Below are 17,373 nucleotides of genomic sequence, written 5' to 3'. Positions count from 1 at the left end.
CGGGATGGTAATCTCGATCGGCACGCCTCCGTAGCTCAGGGGATAGAGCGTTGGTTTCCGGTACCAAAGGTCGCAGGTTCGATTCCTGTCGGGGGCACAGACGCGAGAAGGCCGGTCCGCAAGGACCGGCCTTCTCGCATGCATGGGCGTCGAGCGCCATGTCAAGCCGATTCCCTTGCGCGCATGCGCCGCGCACGATGGCGTGTGTCGGCAACGCAGGAAGGGGACGTCATGGACGACGACGACGTCACACGGGACCAGGCGGTCGTGTTCTGGTCGTGGATCGGGGTGCTCGCCGTCGGCCTGGCCTACATGATCGCGATCCCGCTGATGGGGAGGTGAGCCATGCGCACCATCCGTGACAACGGGCTGAGCATCGCGTTCGGCATCCTCTTCGTCCTCGCCCTCGCCGGGCAGTCGGTCGCCGGATACCTCGAGAACAACGAGCAGCTGCAGCAGCACGGCCAGCCCGTCATCGCGTTCGGCGCGTTCGTGACGTCGTCCGAGTTCGTCGTCGACGTCGCCGAGAACTGGCAGTCCGAGTTCCTGCAGTTCTTCCTGTTCATCGCCGCGACGATCTGGTTCATCCAGCGCGGCTCTCCCGAGTCCAAGAAGCCGGGCGACGAGGGCATCGGCACCGACCAGGAACAGCTCGTCGGCGAGCACGCGCGCCCCGATTCGCCGGAGTGGGCGCGGGCGCGCGGCATCCGTCGCACACTCTTCTCCAACTCGCTGCTGATCGTGATGGGAACGGTGTTCGTGCTGTCGTGGCTGGCGCAGTCGCTGGCAGGCACGGTCGTGGCGAACTCCGAGAACGCCGAGCACGGGATGCCGCCGATGTCGTGGGTCGAGTACCTCGGCACACCGGACTTCTGGAACCGGACGCTGCAGAACTGGCAGTCCGAGTTCCTCGCCGTCGGCTGCATGATCGCGCTGTCGATCTTCCTGCGGCAACGGGGGTCCAGCGAGTCCAAGCCGGTGGGTGCGCCGCACGAGGAGTCGGCGGTGGCGAGCGAGTGAGCGGATGCCGCGCGCACCACATCCGGGTCCACTAGTCAACAGGGTGACAGCGGTTTGCTCGGGGAGGACCATGGCTGCAGAGGCGATCGGCGATCTTCTCCTGGCGGCCCCCACCGCTCGTTCGCCGGAGCCTCTGGGCGGAGGAACCACATGGGCAAACTGATCTACGAAGGGACGATAAAAGTCGACTTCGACGACCGGACACTTGCGCATCTGCAGCTCGTGATCGGCAACAAGCTCCGGCGAGGCGAGCCCTTCCACTTCACGTGGCGCGACGACGCCAGCATCGGCGACGGGCGGACGACGGTCTGGCTCCACCCCGGCTGCGCGCTTGTGTACAAGTTCTACGGGAGCCGCAAGCCGCAGCTCAATCCGGCGTGGATCGACGCGCTGGCCTACACTGCCAACTCGCAGTCCGGGCTGTACCTCGTGCCGGAGCCGGCCCAGGCGACGGAAGAGCTCGTGGCCGACCACGAGCTCCCATAGGCAGCACCGTCCGCCTTTGTCAAGGAGCTTCGCCACGCGCCCGCGGCGGAGTGCAATGGCCCGCGACAGCGACGGGAGCCGGAATGAAGCGAATCGACATCTACTACGGCGGGGAGCACTACAGCGTGGGCGGGCGCCGTCTCGAGGACCTCCGGCAGGAGGTGGAGGTCGGACTCATGGGCGGTACGCACTGGCTGGAGGTCAACGACGGCGAAGGCATGATGCGCACCGCGTACCTGATGATCACTCCGGGCGTGCCGCTGGCGATCGTGCCCATCCCCGAGACGCCCGAAGAGATCGGAGATCCGAGTGCCGACGGGGTGTGGTCGAACGGCGGACCGCCGGTGCTGGGATGACGGCGGGCCTCCTCAGCCGTCGCCCTTTGCAAGAGCTTGGGTGAGGGCCGTCACGGCGGCGCGGTTGGTGGCGTAGAAGGTCTGGTCCGACAGGAGACCGAGCTCCTTGAGGCGAGCCGTGGTGCGTGGACGTGCCCGGCTGAATGCCAGCGACACCCCCTGCGATGTCAGCCACTCCTCCAACGCGGCGAACGCCTCGGCGCCGGTGACGTCGATGTCGCTGACCGCCTCGAGGTCGATGACGACATGGTGGACCGGATCGGACGCCTCGGTCACCGCCTTCTTGACGGCCGAGGTGAACACGGCGCCGTTCGCGAAGAAGAGCGGGGCCGCGAGACGGACCACGACGACACCCGGTGCGGTGCTCTCGCCGGTCGTGGCCTCGTCCAGAAGGGACTCCTTGGGGTCGCCGTCCGACTCGAGCACGTCGATCGCGGGGTTCGCGGCCCGCTTGGCCAGGTTGATGAGGGCGAGCACGAATGCCACGACGATGCCCGGGATCGCCCCCACGAAGAGCGTCACGACGAAGCACACGGCGCCGACCGCGAACTCGAAGCGGTCCTGCTTCCACAGCTGACGGAACTCCTTGATGCCCAGCAGCGGCAGGACGGCCACCCCCACGACGGCCCCGATGGCGGGCGAGGGGATGTCGGCGAGGAGCGCGGTGCCGAACAGCAGGAGCAGCAGCGTGCCGACGGCGAGCACGATCGACGGCAGCTGCGTGCGGGAGCCGGCGGAATCCATCGCGGCCGTGCGCGACGTGGACGAGCCCATCGCGAAGCTGGCCTGCGTCCCCGCCACGATGTTGCCCAGGCCGAACGCGAACAGGTCGCGGTTGGCGTGGAACGGATACCCGTGCTTCTCGCCGTACGACCGCGAGACCAGCAGCCCCTCGGCGGTGGTCACGAGCGTGAGCGCGATCGCCGAAGGGATGAGCGCGAGCCACATCGTCCAGTCGATGATCGGCCACGTGAGCGTCGGCGGTCCTGCCGGCACATCGCCGAGGACGTCGACGCCCTGCTTGTCGAGCTCGGCCACCACGACGGCGACCGTCGAGATGACGAGGACGACCAGCGCCCACGGCACCGCCTTGAGGAAGCGTGCTCCGATCATCAGCACCGCGACCGACGCGGCCGAGATCACCAGAGACCAGAGGTTGACGGTGCCGAGTCCCGCGACCAGGCCGCCGACCTTGTCGACGAACTCGCCCCCCGAGTCGATCTTGACGCCGAGCATCTTCGCGATCTGGCTGACCAGGATGTCGAGGGCCAGTCCCCCGACGAATCCGACGAGGATCGGCTTGGAGAGGAAGTTCGCGAGAAACCCGAGCTTGAAGACCGACATCAGCAGGAACATGACGCCGCAGATGATCGCCTGCGCGAGGGCGAGCGTCGAGTAGTCCGCGCTCCCCGCCGTGGCCAGTCCGCCCAGTGATGAGGCGACGAGCGCCGCCGCCGCGGCGTCCGGCGAGAGCACCAGCTGGCGCGACGACACCACCAGCGCGTAGACGAGCGTGGGGACGATCAGTGCGTAGAGCCCCGCCGTCGGCGGGAGGCCGGCGATCTGCGCGTAGCCGATGTTGAGGGGAATGGCGATCGCGACCAATGTCACGCCTGCGAGCAGCTCACGGCCGATGTTGTGTCGGCTGAGCCCGGCCAGTGGTCGTTGCACGGCCCCCTCCTTCGTCTCCGGGCCCTTCGTCCGGGTCCTCCAGGTCTGCGACGAACCTATCGGTGGCGCCGCCTCATCGCCCTTCTTTCGTGCGCAGTGTCCGCGCCCGGGCCGAGGTTCGCGCACATCACGTCGCGGGCGTCGCAACCGCTCTCTTCGTGACGATCAGCTCGGGCGCCTTCATGACGACGAGCCAGATGGGCAGCACGATGAGGCACAGCATCGGCAGCACGATCGGGTCGCTCACCAGCGCCGCGCCGACGAAGATCGCGATCCAGCCGTCGCGCGTCGCGACCAGCACGATGCCGAGTGTCCCGCACGCGACCGCGAGCGAGATCGGGATGCCGGGCAGCAGCGCGTGCGCGAGCAGACCGAGAGCCACCCCCACGAAGACGGCGGGGAAGATCCGGCCGCCGCGGAAGCCGGCGGCCGCCGCGACGACGAGGGCGACGACCTTCACGCCGGCGAACAGCGCGAGCTGCCCCGCGGTGTAGTCGCCGGGGTCCGTGATCAGCATCGCCGTCTGGTCGAGCCCCTTGAACAGCGTCATCGGACCGCCGACGATGCCCAGCACGCCGAGCACGACGCCACCGGCGAAGCTGATCAGCACGGGATGGCGCAACGCATGGAACAGCCGGTGCGCGAGAGGCAGCGCCCAGGCCGCGGCGATGCCGACGGCCGCCGACACGGCCGCCACGAGCACGCCCTCGAGCAGCATGAGGCCGTCTGCCTGCCCGATCGGCGTCATCTGGAACGAGATCGAGCTGCCACCCAGCAGGTGCATCGTGACGGCTCCCGCGCCGGCGGCGGCCACCGGGAGGAACAGCTTGTCCCAGAGCTCACCGCCGCCCTTGGCGGCGGCGACCGCGCCGGTGAACACGAGCGCCGCGGCCACCGGGGTGCCGAACAGCGCACCGATCGTCGCCGACGACGCCAGCATCACCACGAGCGTCGGCGGCACCGCCGTCGAGAACCGCGCCATCGCTGCGACCGCGATCCCGGCGTTGACCGCGATGATCGGGTTCTCGGGTCCGAGGCTGACGCCGCCCGCCAGGCCGATCACCACGGCGAGCAGGATGCTCGGCAGTGTGGTGAGCGGTGGTGGGGCATCCACCAGGCTCGTCGTCGCCGAATCGGGGCCGGCGTGGCCGGGCACCAGCCACACCACCACACCGACGAGCAGGCCGGTGAGCGTCAGCACGGTGAAGATCCACCACGGCGTCGCCTCGGTCGCCCCGAACCACGCGGGCATGGTCGTCCACAGCACGTCCTGCAGCCACCCCGACACGGTGTCGAGCAGCCACAGCATCACGGCCGACGCGACGCCGATGAGCACCGCGGGGACCGACATGATGAGAAGACTCTTCACACTGGGTGACGCGGCGGCGCTGGTGGAGGGCATCCCGGATCCTCTCGACGACGCCCCCATCATGGCGCACCGCCGCGACGGCCTGCGCGCACGGCGCGCAGGCGTCGCGTCGAGCCCAGGATGCCGTGAACCGGCCCCGCCCGGGACCCTTACTCGTGACCGACGAGCTTGAGGCCCGCGACGCAGCCGACCAGCCCCAGGATGAGCAGCAGCTTGACGATCGAGAACGGCTCGGCGCCGGTGATCATGGCGTACGCCACGGTGAGCGAGGCGCCGATGCCGACCCACACCGCATAGGCGGTGCCGGTGGAGATGTCGCGCATGGCCCACGCAAGACCGCCCATGCTGGCGACGAGCGCGACGCCGAAGACGACGCTCGGCCAGAGCTTCGTGAAGCCCTCGGACTTGCCGAGCGCGGTGGCCCACACGGCCTCGAGCACGCCCGAGAGGATGAGGATGACCCACGACATGACTGTGCCTCCTGGCCAGTCTTGTCGCTCACCGGGTACTGATCCCTCGTCCGGAGACCCTGTCGGGGTCTGCGCCCCACCCTACCCGAGGGCCCTGGGCACCGCCTGGGCAGCCGGGTCAGACGAGGAAGAGGCCGTCGAGCAGGCCTGGGTTGTGGGCGTGCACGAGCACGAGGAACACCACGGCGTCGAACAGCAGGTGCACCGTCACGACGTAGGTCAGCGAGCGCGTCTTCATGAAGATGAAGCCCTGCAGCAGGGCGAAGGGGATCGTGAGCAACGGCCCCCACGCCTGGTAGCCGAGCTCCCACAGGAAAGAGACGAACACGACCGCCTGCAGGACGTTCGCCTGCCAGAACGGGAAGTGCCGACGCAGCAGCGCGAAGCACGTGCAGATGAAGAACAGCTCGTCCCAGATGCCGACGGCGCCCACGCCGACGAACAGGCGGGCGATGAGCTCGGGGGTGTCGACCACCGGCCAGTTGAGGTAGACGCCCGAGGTGATGAAGTAGAAGGGCAGGATCAGCCAGCCGAGCAGCAGCACCGCCGCCAGCCACACCCACTGGAACGTCGTCCATCGTCCGCCGCCCCGCCACGGGAACCGGATGGCACGATCGCGGTAGACCCAGCGCGACAGCACGTACGGCACCGCGACCGCTCCCCCGAGCGCCAGGGCGAACCGCAGCATCGCGAGGTCGTCGAGCTCGGCCTTCAGCGAGATCGCACTCACCACCAGCAGCCCCGCCGCGATGAGCGACAAGTCGCGCGTGAGCGAGGGCGGCCGGATGCCGGCGGCCGCACCCGCCCCGGCACCCGGGGCGACGGGGGCCGGCCGGGCGGCGGCATCCTTCCGCCCCAGCACGAACGCGAACGCCAGGCCGACCGCCAGCAGCACCCAGCCGAGCCACGGGATCCGCAGCACGAAGAACGCGGGGGCGGCCAGGCAGACCACGAGCGCCGGGGCGAGCCGCCACGACCACGCGGTCGGGACGACGACCGGTGCGGCGTCGGGATGTGCGGGCATGCGCGGGCTCCTGCGGGCGTCTCAGTGGTCGAGCGGGTGGGCGAGCTCGTCCCTGTGCATGCGCGCGACGACGTAGGCGATCGCGCCGAGGATCAGCGGGATCACGCCCGCGGCGATGAAGATCGCCTCGATCGGCACGACCGCCGCGAGGGGTCCTGCCAGCGCCATCGACAGCGGCATGAGGGCGAGCGACACGAAGAAGTCCAGACTCGAGATGCGCCCCAGCATGTGCCGCGGCACGCGCCGCTGCAGGAGCGTGCCCCAGATCACGTTGCCGTAGCTGAAGCCGAAGCCGACGAGGAACAGGCACACGGCCATCAGCCAGTACTCGTGCGTGATGCCCACGACGGCGAACGGCAGCGTGCTGACGCCCCACACGCCCATCATCACGGTGAGGTACCGCCGCGGCAGCCGGCGAGACGACACCACGATGGAGCCCAGCACGCCGCCGATGCCGTAGATCGCGAGGAGGAAGCCGAACAGCCGCGGGTCCTCGCCGACGCGGTCGCGCGTCACGAAGGGCAGGAGCACCTCCTCGGGGCCGAGGAACACCAGCACCCACCCCGTCGCGAACAGCAGCGTCCACAGCAGCCACGGCGTGCGGACCGTGAAGCCGACCGCCTCGCGCAGGTCGTGCAGCACGCCGCGGACCCCCTCGGGCGCCTCGCGGGACGCATCCGTGTCGGCAGCCGGCTCGGGACGCACGAACAGCAGCAGCACGAGGGCGAGCGCGTGCGCCGCGACGACGCCCCACGCCGCGTGCGCGGGCGCCAGAACGGCCGCGACGATGACGCCGGCGGCGGCCGGCCCGGCGGCCTGCTGCAGTGCGGGGCGGATCGCCCCCTCCAGGCCGTTGGCGGCCAGCAGCTGCGCCGGCGGCAGGATGCGCGGCAGGATCGCGCTGTACGCGGGGAAGAAGAACCCCGCTCCGGCGCCGAGCACGAACGCGACGATCGTCAGATGCGGGATCGTCACGACCCCGAACGCGCCGGCGACGGCGACCGAGGTGATCGCGACGAGGTTGAGCAGCTCCACGACCCGCAGGATGAGGCGACGCGGGATGCGGTCGGCGGCGATGCCGCCCGGGATCGCGCAGGCGAGCAGCCCGACGGCGTTGGCGGCCGCGACGATCGACAGCTCGACGGGGCCGCCGCCCGCGCCGATCACGGTGTAGACCATGACCACCGCCCACATGCCCGCGCCGAAGATCGACAGCACGACGGCGCCGAACAGCATGCGGAAGTCGCGGTGCGACAGCGGCCTCACGAAGCGCCACGGGTCGCGGCGCGTCGTACCGGGCTCGGCCTCCGGGACCGGCCCCGTCACCGGTCCGGGCGTGCCGCTCATGTCCTCGGGGCGCGGCGGTACGAGAGGTCGCGGATGTCCCGGCCCTTTGCGGCGCCCTTGCGCTCGAACGCGGTCAGCACGCGGCCGTCGAAACGAGGCGCCCACTCCCCCTCGAACGTCGCGGAGAAGTCGGGTGCGACCGACATGACCTCGCGCATCTGCAGCGCGTAGTCCTCCCAGTCGGTCGCCAGCCGCAGCACGCCGTCGTCCTTGAGTGCGACGGCCGCGAGAGCCGCGAACTCGGGCGTCACCAGTCGGCGCTTGTTGTGCTTGGTCTTGTGCCACGGGTCGGGGAAGAAGACCCACAGCTCGTCGACGGATGCCGCCGGCAGCAGGTGCTGCAGCACCTCGGGCGCGTTCGCCTCGACCAGCCGCAGGTTGCGCGCGCCGGCACGGTCGGCGTCGAGCATGGTGCGCGCAAGCCCGGCGCGGAACACCTCGATGGCCAGGAAGTCGGTGTCGGGCCGCGACGTCGCGGCATGCACGATCGCATGCCCCTGCCCCGAGCCGATCTCGACGACGAGCGGCGCGGCGCGCCCCCACACCGCGGCGGGGTCGATCGCCGATCCGGGACGGATGCTGGTCGACGCGAGGTCGCGGGGCGATTCGAGCACGTACTGCGGCGCGAGCTCGGTCCAGGCGCGCTCCTGCGCCTCGGACATGCGGCCGCTGCGGCGCACGAACGACACCGGCCTGTCGCGGTAGGTGCGGGGTTCGGGGGACGGCGTGGCGGCTTCGGTCACCCCTCCAGGCTACCGAGGACGTCCGACGCCGGTTGCGGCATCCACGATCCTCAGGCCGGCGACGTGACGAAGTCGATGAGCTGCTCGACGCGGCCGAGGAACGCGGGCTCGAGGTCGCGATAGCTCTTCACGCTGGCGAGGATGCGCTGCCAGGCGCGTGCGAGGTCGGCCTGGTCGCGCGCGGGCCAGCCGAGCGCGCGGCACACGCCGACCTTGAACTCGATGCCGCGCGGCACTTCGGGCCACCGTTCGATGCCCATCGCGCGCGGTGTGACGCACTGCCACACGTCGATCCACGGATGCCCGACGATCAGCACGTGTGCGCCGTGGCGGCCGCGGCCGATCGCGTCGGCGATGCGGGACTCCTTCGACCCGGGCACGAGGTGGTCGACCAGCACGCCGTAGCGGCGGGCGGCCGACGGCGGCTCCTCGTTCAGCGCGGCGTCGAGCAGGTCAATGCCCTGCAGGTACTCGACGACGACGCCTTCGGCGCGCAGATCGTCGCCCCACACCTTCTCGACGAGCTCGGCGTCGTGGCGGCCCTCGACGAGGATGCGGCTCGCCCGCGCCGTCCGCGCGCGGGCGTCGGGGGCGGCGAAGGACCCGGACGCGGTGCGCTGCGGCGCCTTCGCGACCGGTGCGGCCGCTGGCGGCCCCAGCACGACGTCGCGGCCGTCGATGAGAAAGCCGGCGCCCAGGGGGAACAGCCGCCGCCGGCCGCGGCGGTCCTCCAGCTCGACCATGCCTCCCGCGACGTGCACCACCGCTCCGCAGAAGCCGTCGTCGGCGACCTCCACCACGAGATCGCGGGATGCCGCCACCCGGGGCAGCTCGCGCACCCCGTGGCCCTTCCACCCCGTGGCCAGCACGTCGGCGCCGTAGCGATCGTCCATCGTCTCCTCCGAAGGCGAAAGGCTACCCGGTCGCGCGGCCTCGGCCGGCGAGCGACCCGGCCGGACGTACGTTCTCGGCGAACACACACCTGGGAGCGGCCCCTCCGCTACCGCCTCGTCCGGGCGGCTGAATAGACTCGCCCAAAGGGGACCCGGTCCCGAAGGGGGTTTCGATGCGTCTGCGATGGGCTGCAGCGCTCGTGTCTGCTGCGGTTGTCGCGGTCACGGCGGTCGGCGGAGCGGCGGCGGCCACGGCCCCCGTCACCCTGGGCACCGGCTACGTGCTCGACGACGCCGGCGTGCTGTCGTCGAGCGAAGAGGCCTCGGCTCAGGCCCGCCTCGAGCAGCTGAAGAGCGAGACCGGGCTCGACCTGTGGGTCGTCTACGTCGACGAGTTCACCGATCCGTCGAACTCCGCGGACTGGGCGAACCAGACCGCCGAAGACAACGGCCTGGGCACGACGCAGTACCTCCTCGCGGTCGCCACCGAGGGCCGCCAGTACTACCTCTCCGGCGATTCCTCGGGGCCCGTCACGGGCGAGCAGCTCGACGCGATCGAGCAGACCCGCATCCAGCCGGCGCTGAGCCAGGACGACTGGCTGGGCGCCGTCGACGCGGCAGCCGACGGCCTCACCGACGCCCAGGGCGGCGGCTCCGGCGCCGCGGGCTCCGACGCCTCCGGCGGCGGCTCGTCGTGGCTCACGTGGCTGCTGGTGATCGTCGTCGTCGGAGTCGCGATCGTCCTGCTGGTGATGTTCCTGCGCCGCCGCAGGAAGGGCGCGGTCACGGCCGGCCCCGCCGGCGCCCCGCCGGTGAGCATCGAAGAGCTGCAGCGGCGCGCCTCGTCGCTGCTCGTCGAGACCGACGACGCCCTGAAGACCAGCGCGCAGGAGCTCGGCTTCGCCAAGGCGCAGTTCGGCGATGCCGCCACCACCGAGTTCGAGGCGGCCATGGCGACCGCCCAGAAGGGGCTCGACGAGGCGTTCGGCCTCAAGCAGAAGCTCGACGACGAGGTGCCCGACTCGCCCGAAGACACCCGCGCCTGGAATGAGCGGATCATCGCGCTGTGCGAGGCCGCCAACGCCCTGCTCGATGAGAAGGCGGCCGCGTTCGACGAGCTGCGCAAGCTGGAGCAGAACGCCCCCGAGGCGCTGCGACGCGTGCAGGACGAACGGACCAAGGCGGCGGCATCCCTCGATCAGGCCACCACGCGTCTGCGCGAGCTGCAGGGGTCGTACGCCCCCGAGGCGCTGGCGACGGTCGCCGACAACCCCGCCCAGGCGCAGCAGCGGCTGACGTTCGCCGACCAGCAGCTGACGGCCGCACAGGCCGCGATCGGCGCCGGTGATGGCGGCGAGGCCGCCGTCGGCATCCGTGCCGCCGAAGAGGCCGTCGGCCAGGCGACGCTGCTCGAGAACGCGATCGACAAGCTCGCCGACGACCTCGCCGCCGGCGAGCGCAACGCCGCAGCCCTCGTGACGGAGCTCGAGGCCGACATCGCCGCGGCGTCCGCACTTCCCGACGCCGACGGGCGCGTGGCGAGCGTCGTCGCCGCCACGAAGCAGCAGCTCGAGACCGCGCGCGCCCAGCTCGTCGGCGGCGCCAAACGGCCCCTGGTCGCCCTCCAGACGCTCGAGGCGGCGAACGAGCAGATCGACGCGCTGATGAAGGGCATCCGCGATGCCGCCGTCCAGGCCGACCGCGCGCGTCAGATGGTCGGGCAGGTCATGATGCAGGCGCAGGCGCAGGTGTCCGCCGCCGAGGACTACATCACCGCCCGTCGCGGAGCCGTCGGCGCCGACGCGCGCACGCGGCTCGCCGAGGCCGGTGCCTCGCTCGCCCGCGCCCAGGCCCTGCAGTCCTCGGATCCGCAGCAGGCGATGCAGCAGGCGCAGCGCGCCGACCAGCTCGCGGCGCAGGCGATTCAGCTCGCCCAGAACGACGTCGGCTCCTTCGGCGGCGACGGCGGCATGTTCGGCGGCGGAGGCGGCGGAGGCGGCAACAACGGCATGCTCGGCGCCGTCCTCGGCGGCATCGTCATCAACTCGCTGCTGAGCGGAGGCGGCGGTGGCCGCGGGCGCTCATCCGGCGGCCTCGGCGGGATGTTCGGCGGCGGAGGCGGCGGCGGCATGCGCCCCGGCAGCTTCGGCGGCGGGGGCACCCGAGCACGCCGAGGAGGTGGCCGCTTCTGAACCGGCATCCGTCCACGACTCCCGACCACACTGACCTGACCTGAAGTCCGATGAAAGGAAAACCGATGGCGAAGCAGTCCATCTTCGGTCGCATCTCGACCCTCATGAAGGCGAACATCAATGCGCTCCTCGACTCCGCCGAGGACCCGCAGAAGATGCTCGACCAGCTGGTGCGCGATTTCACCAACTCCATCGCCGACGCCGAGTCGGCGGTGGCCGAGACGATCGGCAACCTGCGCCTGCTCGAGCGCGATCACCAGGAGGACGTCCAGGCGGCCGCCGAGTGGGGCAACAAGGCGCTCGCAGCCAGCCGCAAGGCCGACGAGCTGCGCGCGGCCGGCAACACCGCCGACGCCGACAAGTTCGACAACCTCGCGAAGATCGCGCTGCAGCGCCAGATCTCGGAAGAGAACGAGGCGAAGGCGATCGCGCCGACGATCGCGACCCAGAACGAGGTCGTCGACAAGCTCAAAGAGGGCCTGAACGGCATGAAGCAGAAGCTGGAGCAGCTGAAGTCCAAGCGCTCCGAGCTGCTCGCCCGCGCCAAGACCGCCGAGGCCCAGAACAAGGTGCACGACGCCGTCAAGTCGATCGACGTGCTCGACCCGACGAGCGAGCTCGGCCGGTTCGAAGACAAGGTGCGTCGCCAGGAGGCTCTCGCCGCCGGAAAGCAGGAGCTGGCGGCATCCACTCTCGACGCGCAGTTCAACGCGCTCGAAGACGTGGGCGAGCTCACCGAGGTCGAGGCTCGCCTGGCCGCGCTGAAGACCGGCGGCTCGCCGTCGCAGGCCGCGATCGGGCAGTAACCGTTCCACGCCGAGGGGCGCCGGGTCCGCAGGGGCCCGGCGCCTCTCGCATGCCCGGCGCCGTTCGCCGTGGGCGTGCTCCGATCGGATGCCGGCGGCCGGACGGTGCGCGAAGATGAGGGGATGACGCGATACCTCGTGGTCCCGCAGTGGCAGGGAAGCCCTTCGTCACGCGCGATGCAGCTCATCGACGGCGCGCAGGCGATCGCGGGAGATCTGCCGCGGTCCGCCACCACGGTGCTGGAGGTGCCGATGGAGGCCGGGGAGTCGCTGGGCAGCGGCATCCATCGCCTCTCAGCCCTGCAGCGCGTGCACGGGCTCGTCGCCGACGCCCTCGAGGCGCACCACGCCGCCGCCCCCGACGAGGCCGTGCTGACGATCGGGGGCGACTGCGGCATCGCCCTCGCCCCCATCGCGCACGCGGCGCAGCGCGCACCGGGACTCGCGGTGGTGTGGATCGACGCTCACCCCGACCTCAACTCGCCCGCGTCGTCGCCGTCGGGCGCGTTCGCCGGCATGGTGCTGCGCGCCGTCATCGGCGACGGCGACCCCGGTCTGTCGCTGCCCGCGGGCACGATCGCCGCAGACCGGGTCGTCGTGGGCGGGGCCCGGTCGTTCGACGACCCCGAGCTCGACGTCGTCGCCGAACGCGGCATCTCGGCCCTCACGGTCGAGGCGCTGCGCGACACCGAGGCCCTCGCCGACGCCGTGCTCGCCACCGGCGCCGAGGCGGTGTACGTCCACGTCGACATCGACGCGCTCGATCCGGCCGAGATCGCCGGCAACGCGCACCCCGAGCCGTTCGGCGTGACGGTGGCCGAGCTCACGGCGGCCGTCTCGGCGCTGCGCGCGCGGGTGCCGCTGGTGGGAGCATCCCTCGCCGGCTACTCCCCCGCGTCGCTCGACGCTGCGACCGACGACCTCGGCGCGATCCTGCGCGTGATCGGCGCACTCGCGTGAGCCCGATCCCGACGCCGCCCGCCGGCTGGCGCGCCGCCGCCGAGCGCGCCGTCATCCGCGGCCGCCGCATCGACCGGCTGATCCCGCCGTTCCTGCTCGACTCGCCGATCAGCCGGGTCGGGTACTGGTACGGCTGCACCGTCGGCTGGGTGTGGGGCTCGCTGTGGAGCGTCGGCCGCGTCGAGCAGCGCGAAGGACTGTGGGTGTTCCGCGGCATGCCGCGGTGGACGTTCCCGCGCGGCGGGTCGTGCGTGGGCGCGTGCTTCCTCACCGGCGACGGCCCGCTCACCTCGGCGCTGCTGCGCCACGAGGCCGTGCACAAGCGGCAGTGGCAGCGCTACGGCTTCCTGATGCCGGTGCTGTACCTGTTCGCCGGGCGCGACCCGCTGCGCAACAGGTTCGAGATCGAGGCCGGGCTCGCAGACGGCAACTACGTGCCGCGCGGCGCGGCCTGAGTCAGACCGCCTCCGCCGCCGGCACCACGACCGACGCGGCGGCCGCACGCCCCACGCGGTGCACCTGGCGCCCGAGGGCGATGACGACGGCGAGCGGGAAGACGATCCAGAACAAGTTCGGCAGGACGGCGACCATCAGGAAGCCGACGAGATCGCCGCGCTCGAGCGACTGCCGCGTCATCTCCAGCCCGCTGGAGGCCTCGACGAGGAAGTAGATGACGGTCTTCCAGAACGTCGCCACCGTCACGATGAGGCCGATGACGACGCCGGACCACTTCTTCGCACGCAGCAGCGCCCACACGATGAAGACGACCTCGATGAGGTTCGCCCAGCTCTGCGCGCTGCCGAAGGCGTCGAACTGGCCGTACCGGTGGTCGAACGTGCCGTAGAACACGTGTCCTGGCCAGAACCCGGCGAGCGGGCCGCCGGCGTGCGACAGCGGCCCGAGCAGCACGTAGCAGGCGTCGTACGTCTGGATCACCGCCGAGATCGTCAGCCACACGACCACCCACACCGGCATGCGCAGGTCGCGCGGATCGACGGCGGGAGGAGCGGCGGGCACGGCGGCGGTCTGCGTCATGCGCATGACTGTACCGAGGCGCGCCGACCCGGCGCGAGCGCGGGGCGCCGAGACTTCAGCGCGCGGTCGTCAGGCCGTACTGCTCCGGAGCGTGGATCGATTCGGTGCGGATGCCCATCCCCACCAGGTGGTCGACGATGTCGGCCGTCCCGAGGTAGCCGCCCAGCAGGTGGATGCGCGTCTGGTCGTCCTCCGCGCACAGCATCTCGTCGGCCCACGCGGTCACGGCGCGCGTGAGCGCCTCGCCGGATGCGCAGCCGCGTCCCGTGCCCGGGGCGCCCGAGCGCTGCGAGCGGTCGAGCCACGTCACGACCATGCGGCTCGGCGCGACGATCTCGGCCTGCCACGAGGCATCCGGGATCTCGACGAAGACGCGGCCCGTCGAGCAGATGGGCAGGGTCGCCAGCACCGCCTCGAGCTCGGCCAGCGACGACTCGTCGGCCGTGATCAGGTGCTGCACGCGCGAGTGGCGCGACGAACGGCACGCGGAGGCGTTGTGCACGGCAGGCTGCGGCGAGGTGGTGTGGGGCATGGCTCCTTCAGAATACCCCATACGAAGGGTTGCCTTACCTCACCGCGTCATGAAAGGACGCCGGGCCTCACAGCTCTCGCAGCAGCACGCGGCGCAGCTCGGCCACCTCGTCGTCCGCCAGGCCGTGCGCACGAAGATAGTCGGCGGCCGACCCGTACCGGCCGGTCACGTCGTCCAGCAGCGCCCGCATCACCGGCGCCGGCGACCGCGTCGCGAGATCCTCGAGGTGCACGGCCTCGGGATGCAGCGCGCGCAGCATCTCGACGACGCGCCGGTTGCGGTACTCGGGCAGCAGCCCCTCGGTGCGCGCGTAGTCGGCCACCACCGCCTCGGCGTCCACGCCGGCCGCGGCGAGGGTCAGCGCGACGGTGACGCCGGTGCGGTCCTTGCCGACCGTGCAGTGCACGAGCACGGGCTGATCGGCGAGGATGCCGCGCACGACGTCGACCACTCCCCCGGACGAGTCGTCGACCAGCCCGCGGTACATGTCGTCGAGGCTGAGGTCGTCGCGGAAGAACGACTCCACCGACCCGAGGAACAGCGGCACCCGCTGCGTCACCGCGTCGACGCCGTCCAGGCGACTGGGTTCGCGCACCACCTCGTCGTCGGCGCGCAGGTCGATGATGCGGCGCAGGTGCAGGTCGGCCAGCGCGCGCATCCCGGAAGGATCCAGCCGAGACAGGTTGCCCGAGCGGAACAGCACGCCGTGGCGCGTGACGGCTGCGCCGGCGCGCAGTCCGCCGATGTCGCGCAGGTTCACCGCGCCTGCGACGACCGGATCCGGCACGGCCTCACCCGCGTCGGACGGAGATGGCGTCACCAGGCCTTGCCCCGCGCGGCGTCCTTGTCTTCGCCGGCGAGGTCGTCGCGCGGCGGGACGCCGTAGCGGCCCGCGATCGCGATGCGGTTGAACGCGTTGATCGACACGAGGATCCAGCTGAGCGCGACGTACTCCTTCTCGCTGAGCACGCTGCCGACACGGTCGTACACGTCGTCGGGCACACCCTCGTCGTGGATGAAGACGTACGCCTCGGCCAGCTCCAGCCCGGCACGCTCGCGGTCGGTGAACACCCCGGAGTCGCGCCACACGGCGAGCTGGGCGATCTCGTCCGCGGTGATGCCTGCGGCGACCGCGCGCTCGACGTGCACGCGCACGCAGTAGGCGCAGCCGTTGAGCTGCGACGCATGGATCTGCACGAGCTCTTTGAGACGGTCGTCGATGCCGTTCTCGACGGCGATGTCGCCGACGGTCTTCGAGAAGGCGGACAGGGCCTGGTAAGCGGGTCGCGCCGCCCGCGAGAGGTGCACGCGGTGTTCTGCCGTCATGACGCCAGACTACCCACGGGTGCCGCCGCCGAGACCGGGGTCATCCGTCGTGGGGCACAATGAGCGGGTGAGCGACCCCATCGACGAGTTCTCGTTTCTTCCGGAGCAGGCCGAGGAGGCCGGGCTGGGCGTCGCGGTGCCCCGCGGCGAGCGGCTGTCGCTGGCCCTCGGCGACGGGCGCACGCTGAGCGCGCTGCGCTACACACCCGCCGACGCCGCGGAGGCTCCGCCCGTCGTCACGTTCCTTCACGGCGCGGGGCTGAACGCCCACACGTGGGACACCACGATCCTGGCCCTCGGACTGCCGGCGCTGGCGATCGATCTGCCCGGTCACGGCGACTCGTCGTGGCGGGAGGACTTCGCGTACGTGGCACGCGTGCTCGCTCCCGATGTCGCGGCCGGGATGGACGCGTGGACCGAAGCCCCGCAGGTGCTTGTCGGGCAGTCGCTCGGCGGCCTCACCGCGGCGGCGGTGGCGGCATCCCGTCCCGATCTCGTCCGCGCGCTCGTCGTCGTCGACATCACGCCGGGGCTCGACCCCGACGGCGGGGCGAGCCAGATCCGGGAGTTCTTCGCGGGGCCGGTCGACTGGGCGTCGCGCGACGAGCTCGTCGACCGCGCGCTGTCGTTCGGCATGGGCGGCGGCACGCGGCGCAAGGCCGCGCGGGGCGTGTACTTCAACTCGCGCGTGCGACCGGACGGCCGCGTCGAGTGGAAGCACCACTTCGCCCACCTCGCGAACGCCATGTCCGCCGACCCGGTGGCGGCCGCCGCGGCCCAGCGGCAGCAGGACGCCGTGTCGGCCGTGCTGGGCGAGTCGGGGTGGCAGGACCTGGCGAGCGTCGCCGCCCCGACGACGCTCGTGCGCGGGTCGCGCGGATACCTCACGGATGCGGATGCCGCGGAGTTCGCGCGGCGCGTGCCGGCGGCATCCCTCATCGAGGTCGAATCGGGCCACAACGTCCAGGAGGACGTGCCGATCGAACTCGGAACCCGCCTGCGCGCCCTCGCCGACGCGGAATGAGGCGCCGAGGGAAGCCTTAACGCTTCTGTTGCGTTCGGAGTAGCGGGTTATCGCGAGCCCCTGCGATATCCCTAGGCTGTTACCCGCGTCGGCCGAGGCCCCCTGATATGGCCGACGCC

The 17,373-nt window shown here is 71.4% G+C and carries 19 protein-coding genes, 1 tRNA gene and 1 riboswitch; of the genes, 9 read left to right on the top strand and 11 right to left on the bottom strand.

The window, feature by feature from the left end; genetic code table 11:
• Positions 1-24: 24 nt before the first annotated feature.
• The 4 genes from FB391_RS04560 (at position 25) to FB391_RS04545 (ending at position 1,862) form a co-directional block, all read left to right on the top strand.
• Positions 25-97: transfer RNA gene (locus FB391_RS04560), tRNA-Arg, on the top strand.
• Between the two features lie 248 nt (positions 98-345).
• Positions 346-1,020: a DUF6766 family protein gene (locus FB391_RS04555; RefSeq protein ID WP_141893065.1), complete on the top strand. Its 675-nt coding sequence runs from the start codon at positions 346-348 to the stop codon at positions 1,018-1,020.
• A gap of 150 nt (positions 1,021-1,170) precedes the next feature.
• Positions 1,171-1,506, top strand: coding sequence for a DUF7882 family protein (locus tag FB391_RS04550; RefSeq protein ID WP_141893064.1), 336 nt, complete (start codon positions 1,171-1,173; stop codon positions 1,504-1,506).
• Between the two features lie 83 nt (positions 1,507-1,589).
• Positions 1,590-1,862: a hypothetical protein gene (locus FB391_RS04545; protein ID WP_141893063.1), complete on the top strand. Its 273-nt coding sequence runs from the start codon at positions 1,590-1,592 to the stop codon at positions 1,860-1,862.
• A gap of 12 nt (positions 1,863-1,874) precedes the next feature.
• Here FB391_RS04545 and FB391_RS04540 read toward each other — a convergent pair whose 3' ends face one another.
• From FB391_RS04540 to FB391_RS04510, 7 genes are all read right to left on the bottom strand, one after another.
• Positions 1,875-3,533 carry a SulP family inorganic anion transporter gene (locus tag FB391_RS04540; RefSeq protein WP_141893062.1) on the bottom strand — a complete coding sequence of 553 codons (1,659 nt, stop codon included), beginning with the start codon at positions 3,531-3,533 and terminating at the stop codon, positions 1,875-1,877.
• A gap of 127 nt (positions 3,534-3,660) precedes the next feature.
• Positions 3,661-4,935 (bottom strand): ion channel protein, encoded by a 1,275-nt coding sequence (locus tag FB391_RS04535; protein ID WP_141893061.1) that lies wholly within the window; start codon positions 4,933-4,935, stop codon positions 3,661-3,663.
• A gap of 116 nt (positions 4,936-5,051) precedes the next feature.
• Positions 5,052-5,372, bottom strand: a complete 321-nt coding sequence (locus FB391_RS04530) for a DMT family transporter (RefSeq protein WP_141893060.1) — start codon at positions 5,370-5,372, stop codon at positions 5,052-5,054.
• 10 nt (positions 5,373-5,382) lie between these two features.
• Positions 5,383-5,447: riboswitch (guanidine-III (ykkC-III) riboswitch) on the bottom strand.
• 43 nt (positions 5,448-5,490) lie between these two features.
• Positions 5,491-6,396, bottom strand: coding sequence for a CPBP family intramembrane glutamic endopeptidase (locus FB391_RS04525; RefSeq protein ID WP_141893059.1), 906 nt, complete (start codon positions 6,394-6,396; stop codon positions 5,491-5,493).
• 21 nt (positions 6,397-6,417) lie between these two features.
• Positions 6,418-7,632 carry an MFS transporter gene (locus FB391_RS04520; protein WP_246093385.1) on the bottom strand — a complete coding sequence of 405 codons (1,215 nt, stop codon included), beginning with the start codon at positions 7,630-7,632 and terminating at the stop codon, positions 6,418-6,420.
• Between the two features lie 107 nt (positions 7,633-7,739).
• Positions 7,740-8,405, bottom strand: coding sequence for a tRNA (guanosine(46)-N7)-methyltransferase TrmB (gene trmB / locus FB391_RS04515; protein WP_246093384.1), 666 nt, complete (start codon positions 8,403-8,405; stop codon positions 7,740-7,742).
• A gap of 131 nt (positions 8,406-8,536) precedes the next feature.
• Positions 8,537-9,379 carry a DUF3097 family protein gene (locus FB391_RS04510; protein ID WP_141893057.1) on the bottom strand — a complete coding sequence of 281 codons (843 nt, stop codon included), beginning with the start codon at positions 9,377-9,379 and terminating at the stop codon, positions 8,537-8,539.
• Between the two features lie 173 nt (positions 9,380-9,552).
• Between FB391_RS04510 and FB391_RS04505 the strand changes: the two genes are divergently transcribed.
• The 4 genes from FB391_RS04505 (at position 9,553) to FB391_RS04490 (ending at position 13,792) form a co-directional block, all read left to right on the top strand.
• Positions 9,553-11,571: a TPM domain-containing protein gene (locus FB391_RS04505; RefSeq protein ID WP_141893056.1), complete on the top strand. Its 2,019-nt coding sequence runs from the start codon at positions 9,553-9,555 to the stop codon at positions 11,569-11,571.
• 65 nt (positions 11,572-11,636) lie between these two features.
• On the top strand, positions 11,637-12,377 hold the full coding sequence (locus FB391_RS04500) for a PspA/IM30 family protein (RefSeq protein ID WP_141893055.1): 741 nt from the start codon (positions 11,637-11,639) through the stop codon (positions 12,375-12,377).
• Between the two features lie 123 nt (positions 12,378-12,500).
• Entirely contained in the window at positions 12,501-13,337 is an 837-nt protein-coding gene (locus tag FB391_RS04495) for an arginase family protein (protein ID WP_141893054.1), read from the top strand.
• A complete protein-coding gene (locus FB391_RS04490) occupies positions 13,334-13,792 on the top strand; it encodes a Fe-S oxidoreductase (RefSeq protein WP_185842939.1) in 459 nt (152 codons plus the stop codon). The genes FB391_RS04495 and FB391_RS04490 overlap by 4 nt, the downstream gene beginning before the upstream one ends.
• A 1-nt stretch (position 13,793) precedes the next feature.
• Here FB391_RS04490 and FB391_RS04485 read toward each other — a convergent pair whose 3' ends face one another.
• The 4 genes from FB391_RS04485 to FB391_RS04470 all read right to left on the bottom strand — a co-directional run bounded on the left by FB391_RS04485 (position 13,794) and on the right by FB391_RS04470 (position 16,230).
• Positions 13,794-14,372 (bottom strand): hypothetical protein, encoded by a 579-nt coding sequence (locus FB391_RS04485; RefSeq protein ID WP_141893053.1) that lies wholly within the window; start codon positions 14,370-14,372, stop codon positions 13,794-13,796.
• Between the two features lie 55 nt (positions 14,373-14,427).
• On the bottom strand, positions 14,428-14,904 hold the full coding sequence (locus FB391_RS04480) for an SIP domain-containing protein (protein ID WP_141893052.1): 477 nt from the start codon (positions 14,902-14,904) through the stop codon (positions 14,428-14,430).
• Between the two features lie 67 nt (positions 14,905-14,971).
• Positions 14,972-15,724 (bottom strand): tyrosine-protein phosphatase, encoded by a 753-nt coding sequence (locus FB391_RS04475; RefSeq protein ID WP_246093352.1) that lies wholly within the window; start codon positions 15,722-15,724, stop codon positions 14,972-14,974.
• Positions 15,721-16,230 (bottom strand): carboxymuconolactone decarboxylase family protein, encoded by a 510-nt coding sequence (locus FB391_RS04470; RefSeq protein WP_141893051.1) that lies wholly within the window; start codon positions 16,228-16,230, stop codon positions 15,721-15,723. The genes FB391_RS04475 and FB391_RS04470 overlap by 4 nt, the downstream gene beginning before the upstream one ends.
• 67 nt (positions 16,231-16,297) lie before the next feature.
• Here FB391_RS04470 and FB391_RS04465 point away from each other — a divergent pair, with 67 nt between their 5' ends.
• Complete coding sequence (locus tag FB391_RS04465; protein ID WP_185842938.1) at positions 16,298-17,254, top strand: alpha/beta fold hydrolase; 957 nt, start codon at positions 16,298-16,300, stop codon at positions 17,252-17,254.
• Positions 17,255-17,373: the final 119 nt, after the last annotated feature.

It is taken from the genome of Microbacterium kyungheense, from assembly GCF_006783905.1.
GTDB classification, from domain to species: Bacteria; Actinomycetota; Actinomycetes; order Actinomycetales; family Microbacteriaceae; genus Microbacterium; species Microbacterium kyungheense.
This window is presented reverse-complemented; position numbering and strand designations above follow the sequence as displayed.

Excerpts from the sequence above, each read along its gene's own strand:
- FB391_RS04470 (WP_141893051.1), bottom strand. The coding sequence starts at position 16,230 with ATGACGGCAGAACACCGCGTGCACCTCTCGCGGGCGGCGCGACCCGCT.
- FB391_RS04480 (WP_141893052.1), bottom strand. The coding sequence starts at position 14,904 with ATGCCCCACACCACCTCGCCGCAGCCTGCCGTGCACAACGCCTCCGCG.
- FB391_RS04525 (WP_141893059.1), bottom strand. The coding sequence starts at position 6,396 with ATGCCCGCACATCCCGACGCCGCACCGGTCGTCGTCCCGACCGCGTGG.
- FB391_RS04485 (WP_141893053.1), bottom strand. The coding sequence starts at position 14,372 with ATGACGCAGACCGCCGCCGTGCCCGCCGCTCCTCCCGCCGTCGATCCG.
- FB391_RS04550 (WP_141893064.1), top strand. The coding sequence starts at position 1,171 with ATGGGCAAACTGATCTACGAAGGGACGATAAAAGTCGACTTCGACGAC.
- FB391_RS04545 (WP_141893063.1), top strand. The coding sequence starts at position 1,590 with ATGAAGCGAATCGACATCTACTACGGCGGGGAGCACTACAGCGTGGGC.
- FB391_RS04510 (WP_141893057.1), bottom strand. The coding sequence starts at position 9,379 with ATGGACGATCGCTACGGCGCCGACGTGCTGGCCACGGGGTGGAAGGGC.
- trmB (WP_246093384.1), bottom strand. The coding sequence starts at position 8,405 with ATGTCCGAGGCGCAGGAGCGCGCCTGGACCGAGCTCGCGCCGCAGTAC.
- FB391_RS04520 (WP_246093385.1), bottom strand. The coding sequence starts at position 7,632 with ATGCTGTTCGGCGCCGTCGTGCTGTCGATCTTCGGCGCGGGCATGTGG.
- FB391_RS04535 (WP_141893061.1), bottom strand. The coding sequence starts at position 4,935 with ATGCCCTCCACCAGCGCCGCCGCGTCACCCAGTGTGAAGAGTCTTCTC.
- FB391_RS04505 (WP_141893056.1), top strand. The coding sequence starts at position 9,553 with ATGCGTCTGCGATGGGCTGCAGCGCTCGTGTCTGCTGCGGTTGTCGCG.
- FB391_RS04495 (WP_141893054.1), top strand. The coding sequence starts at position 12,501 with ATGACGCGATACCTCGTGGTCCCGCAGTGGCAGGGAAGCCCTTCGTCA.
- FB391_RS04555 (WP_141893065.1), top strand. The coding sequence starts at position 346 with ATGCGCACCATCCGTGACAACGGGCTGAGCATCGCGTTCGGCATCCTC.
- FB391_RS04530 (WP_141893060.1), bottom strand. The coding sequence starts at position 5,372 with ATGTCGTGGGTCATCCTCATCCTCTCGGGCGTGCTCGAGGCCGTGTGG.
- FB391_RS04500 (WP_141893055.1), top strand. The coding sequence starts at position 11,637 with ATGGCGAAGCAGTCCATCTTCGGTCGCATCTCGACCCTCATGAAGGCG.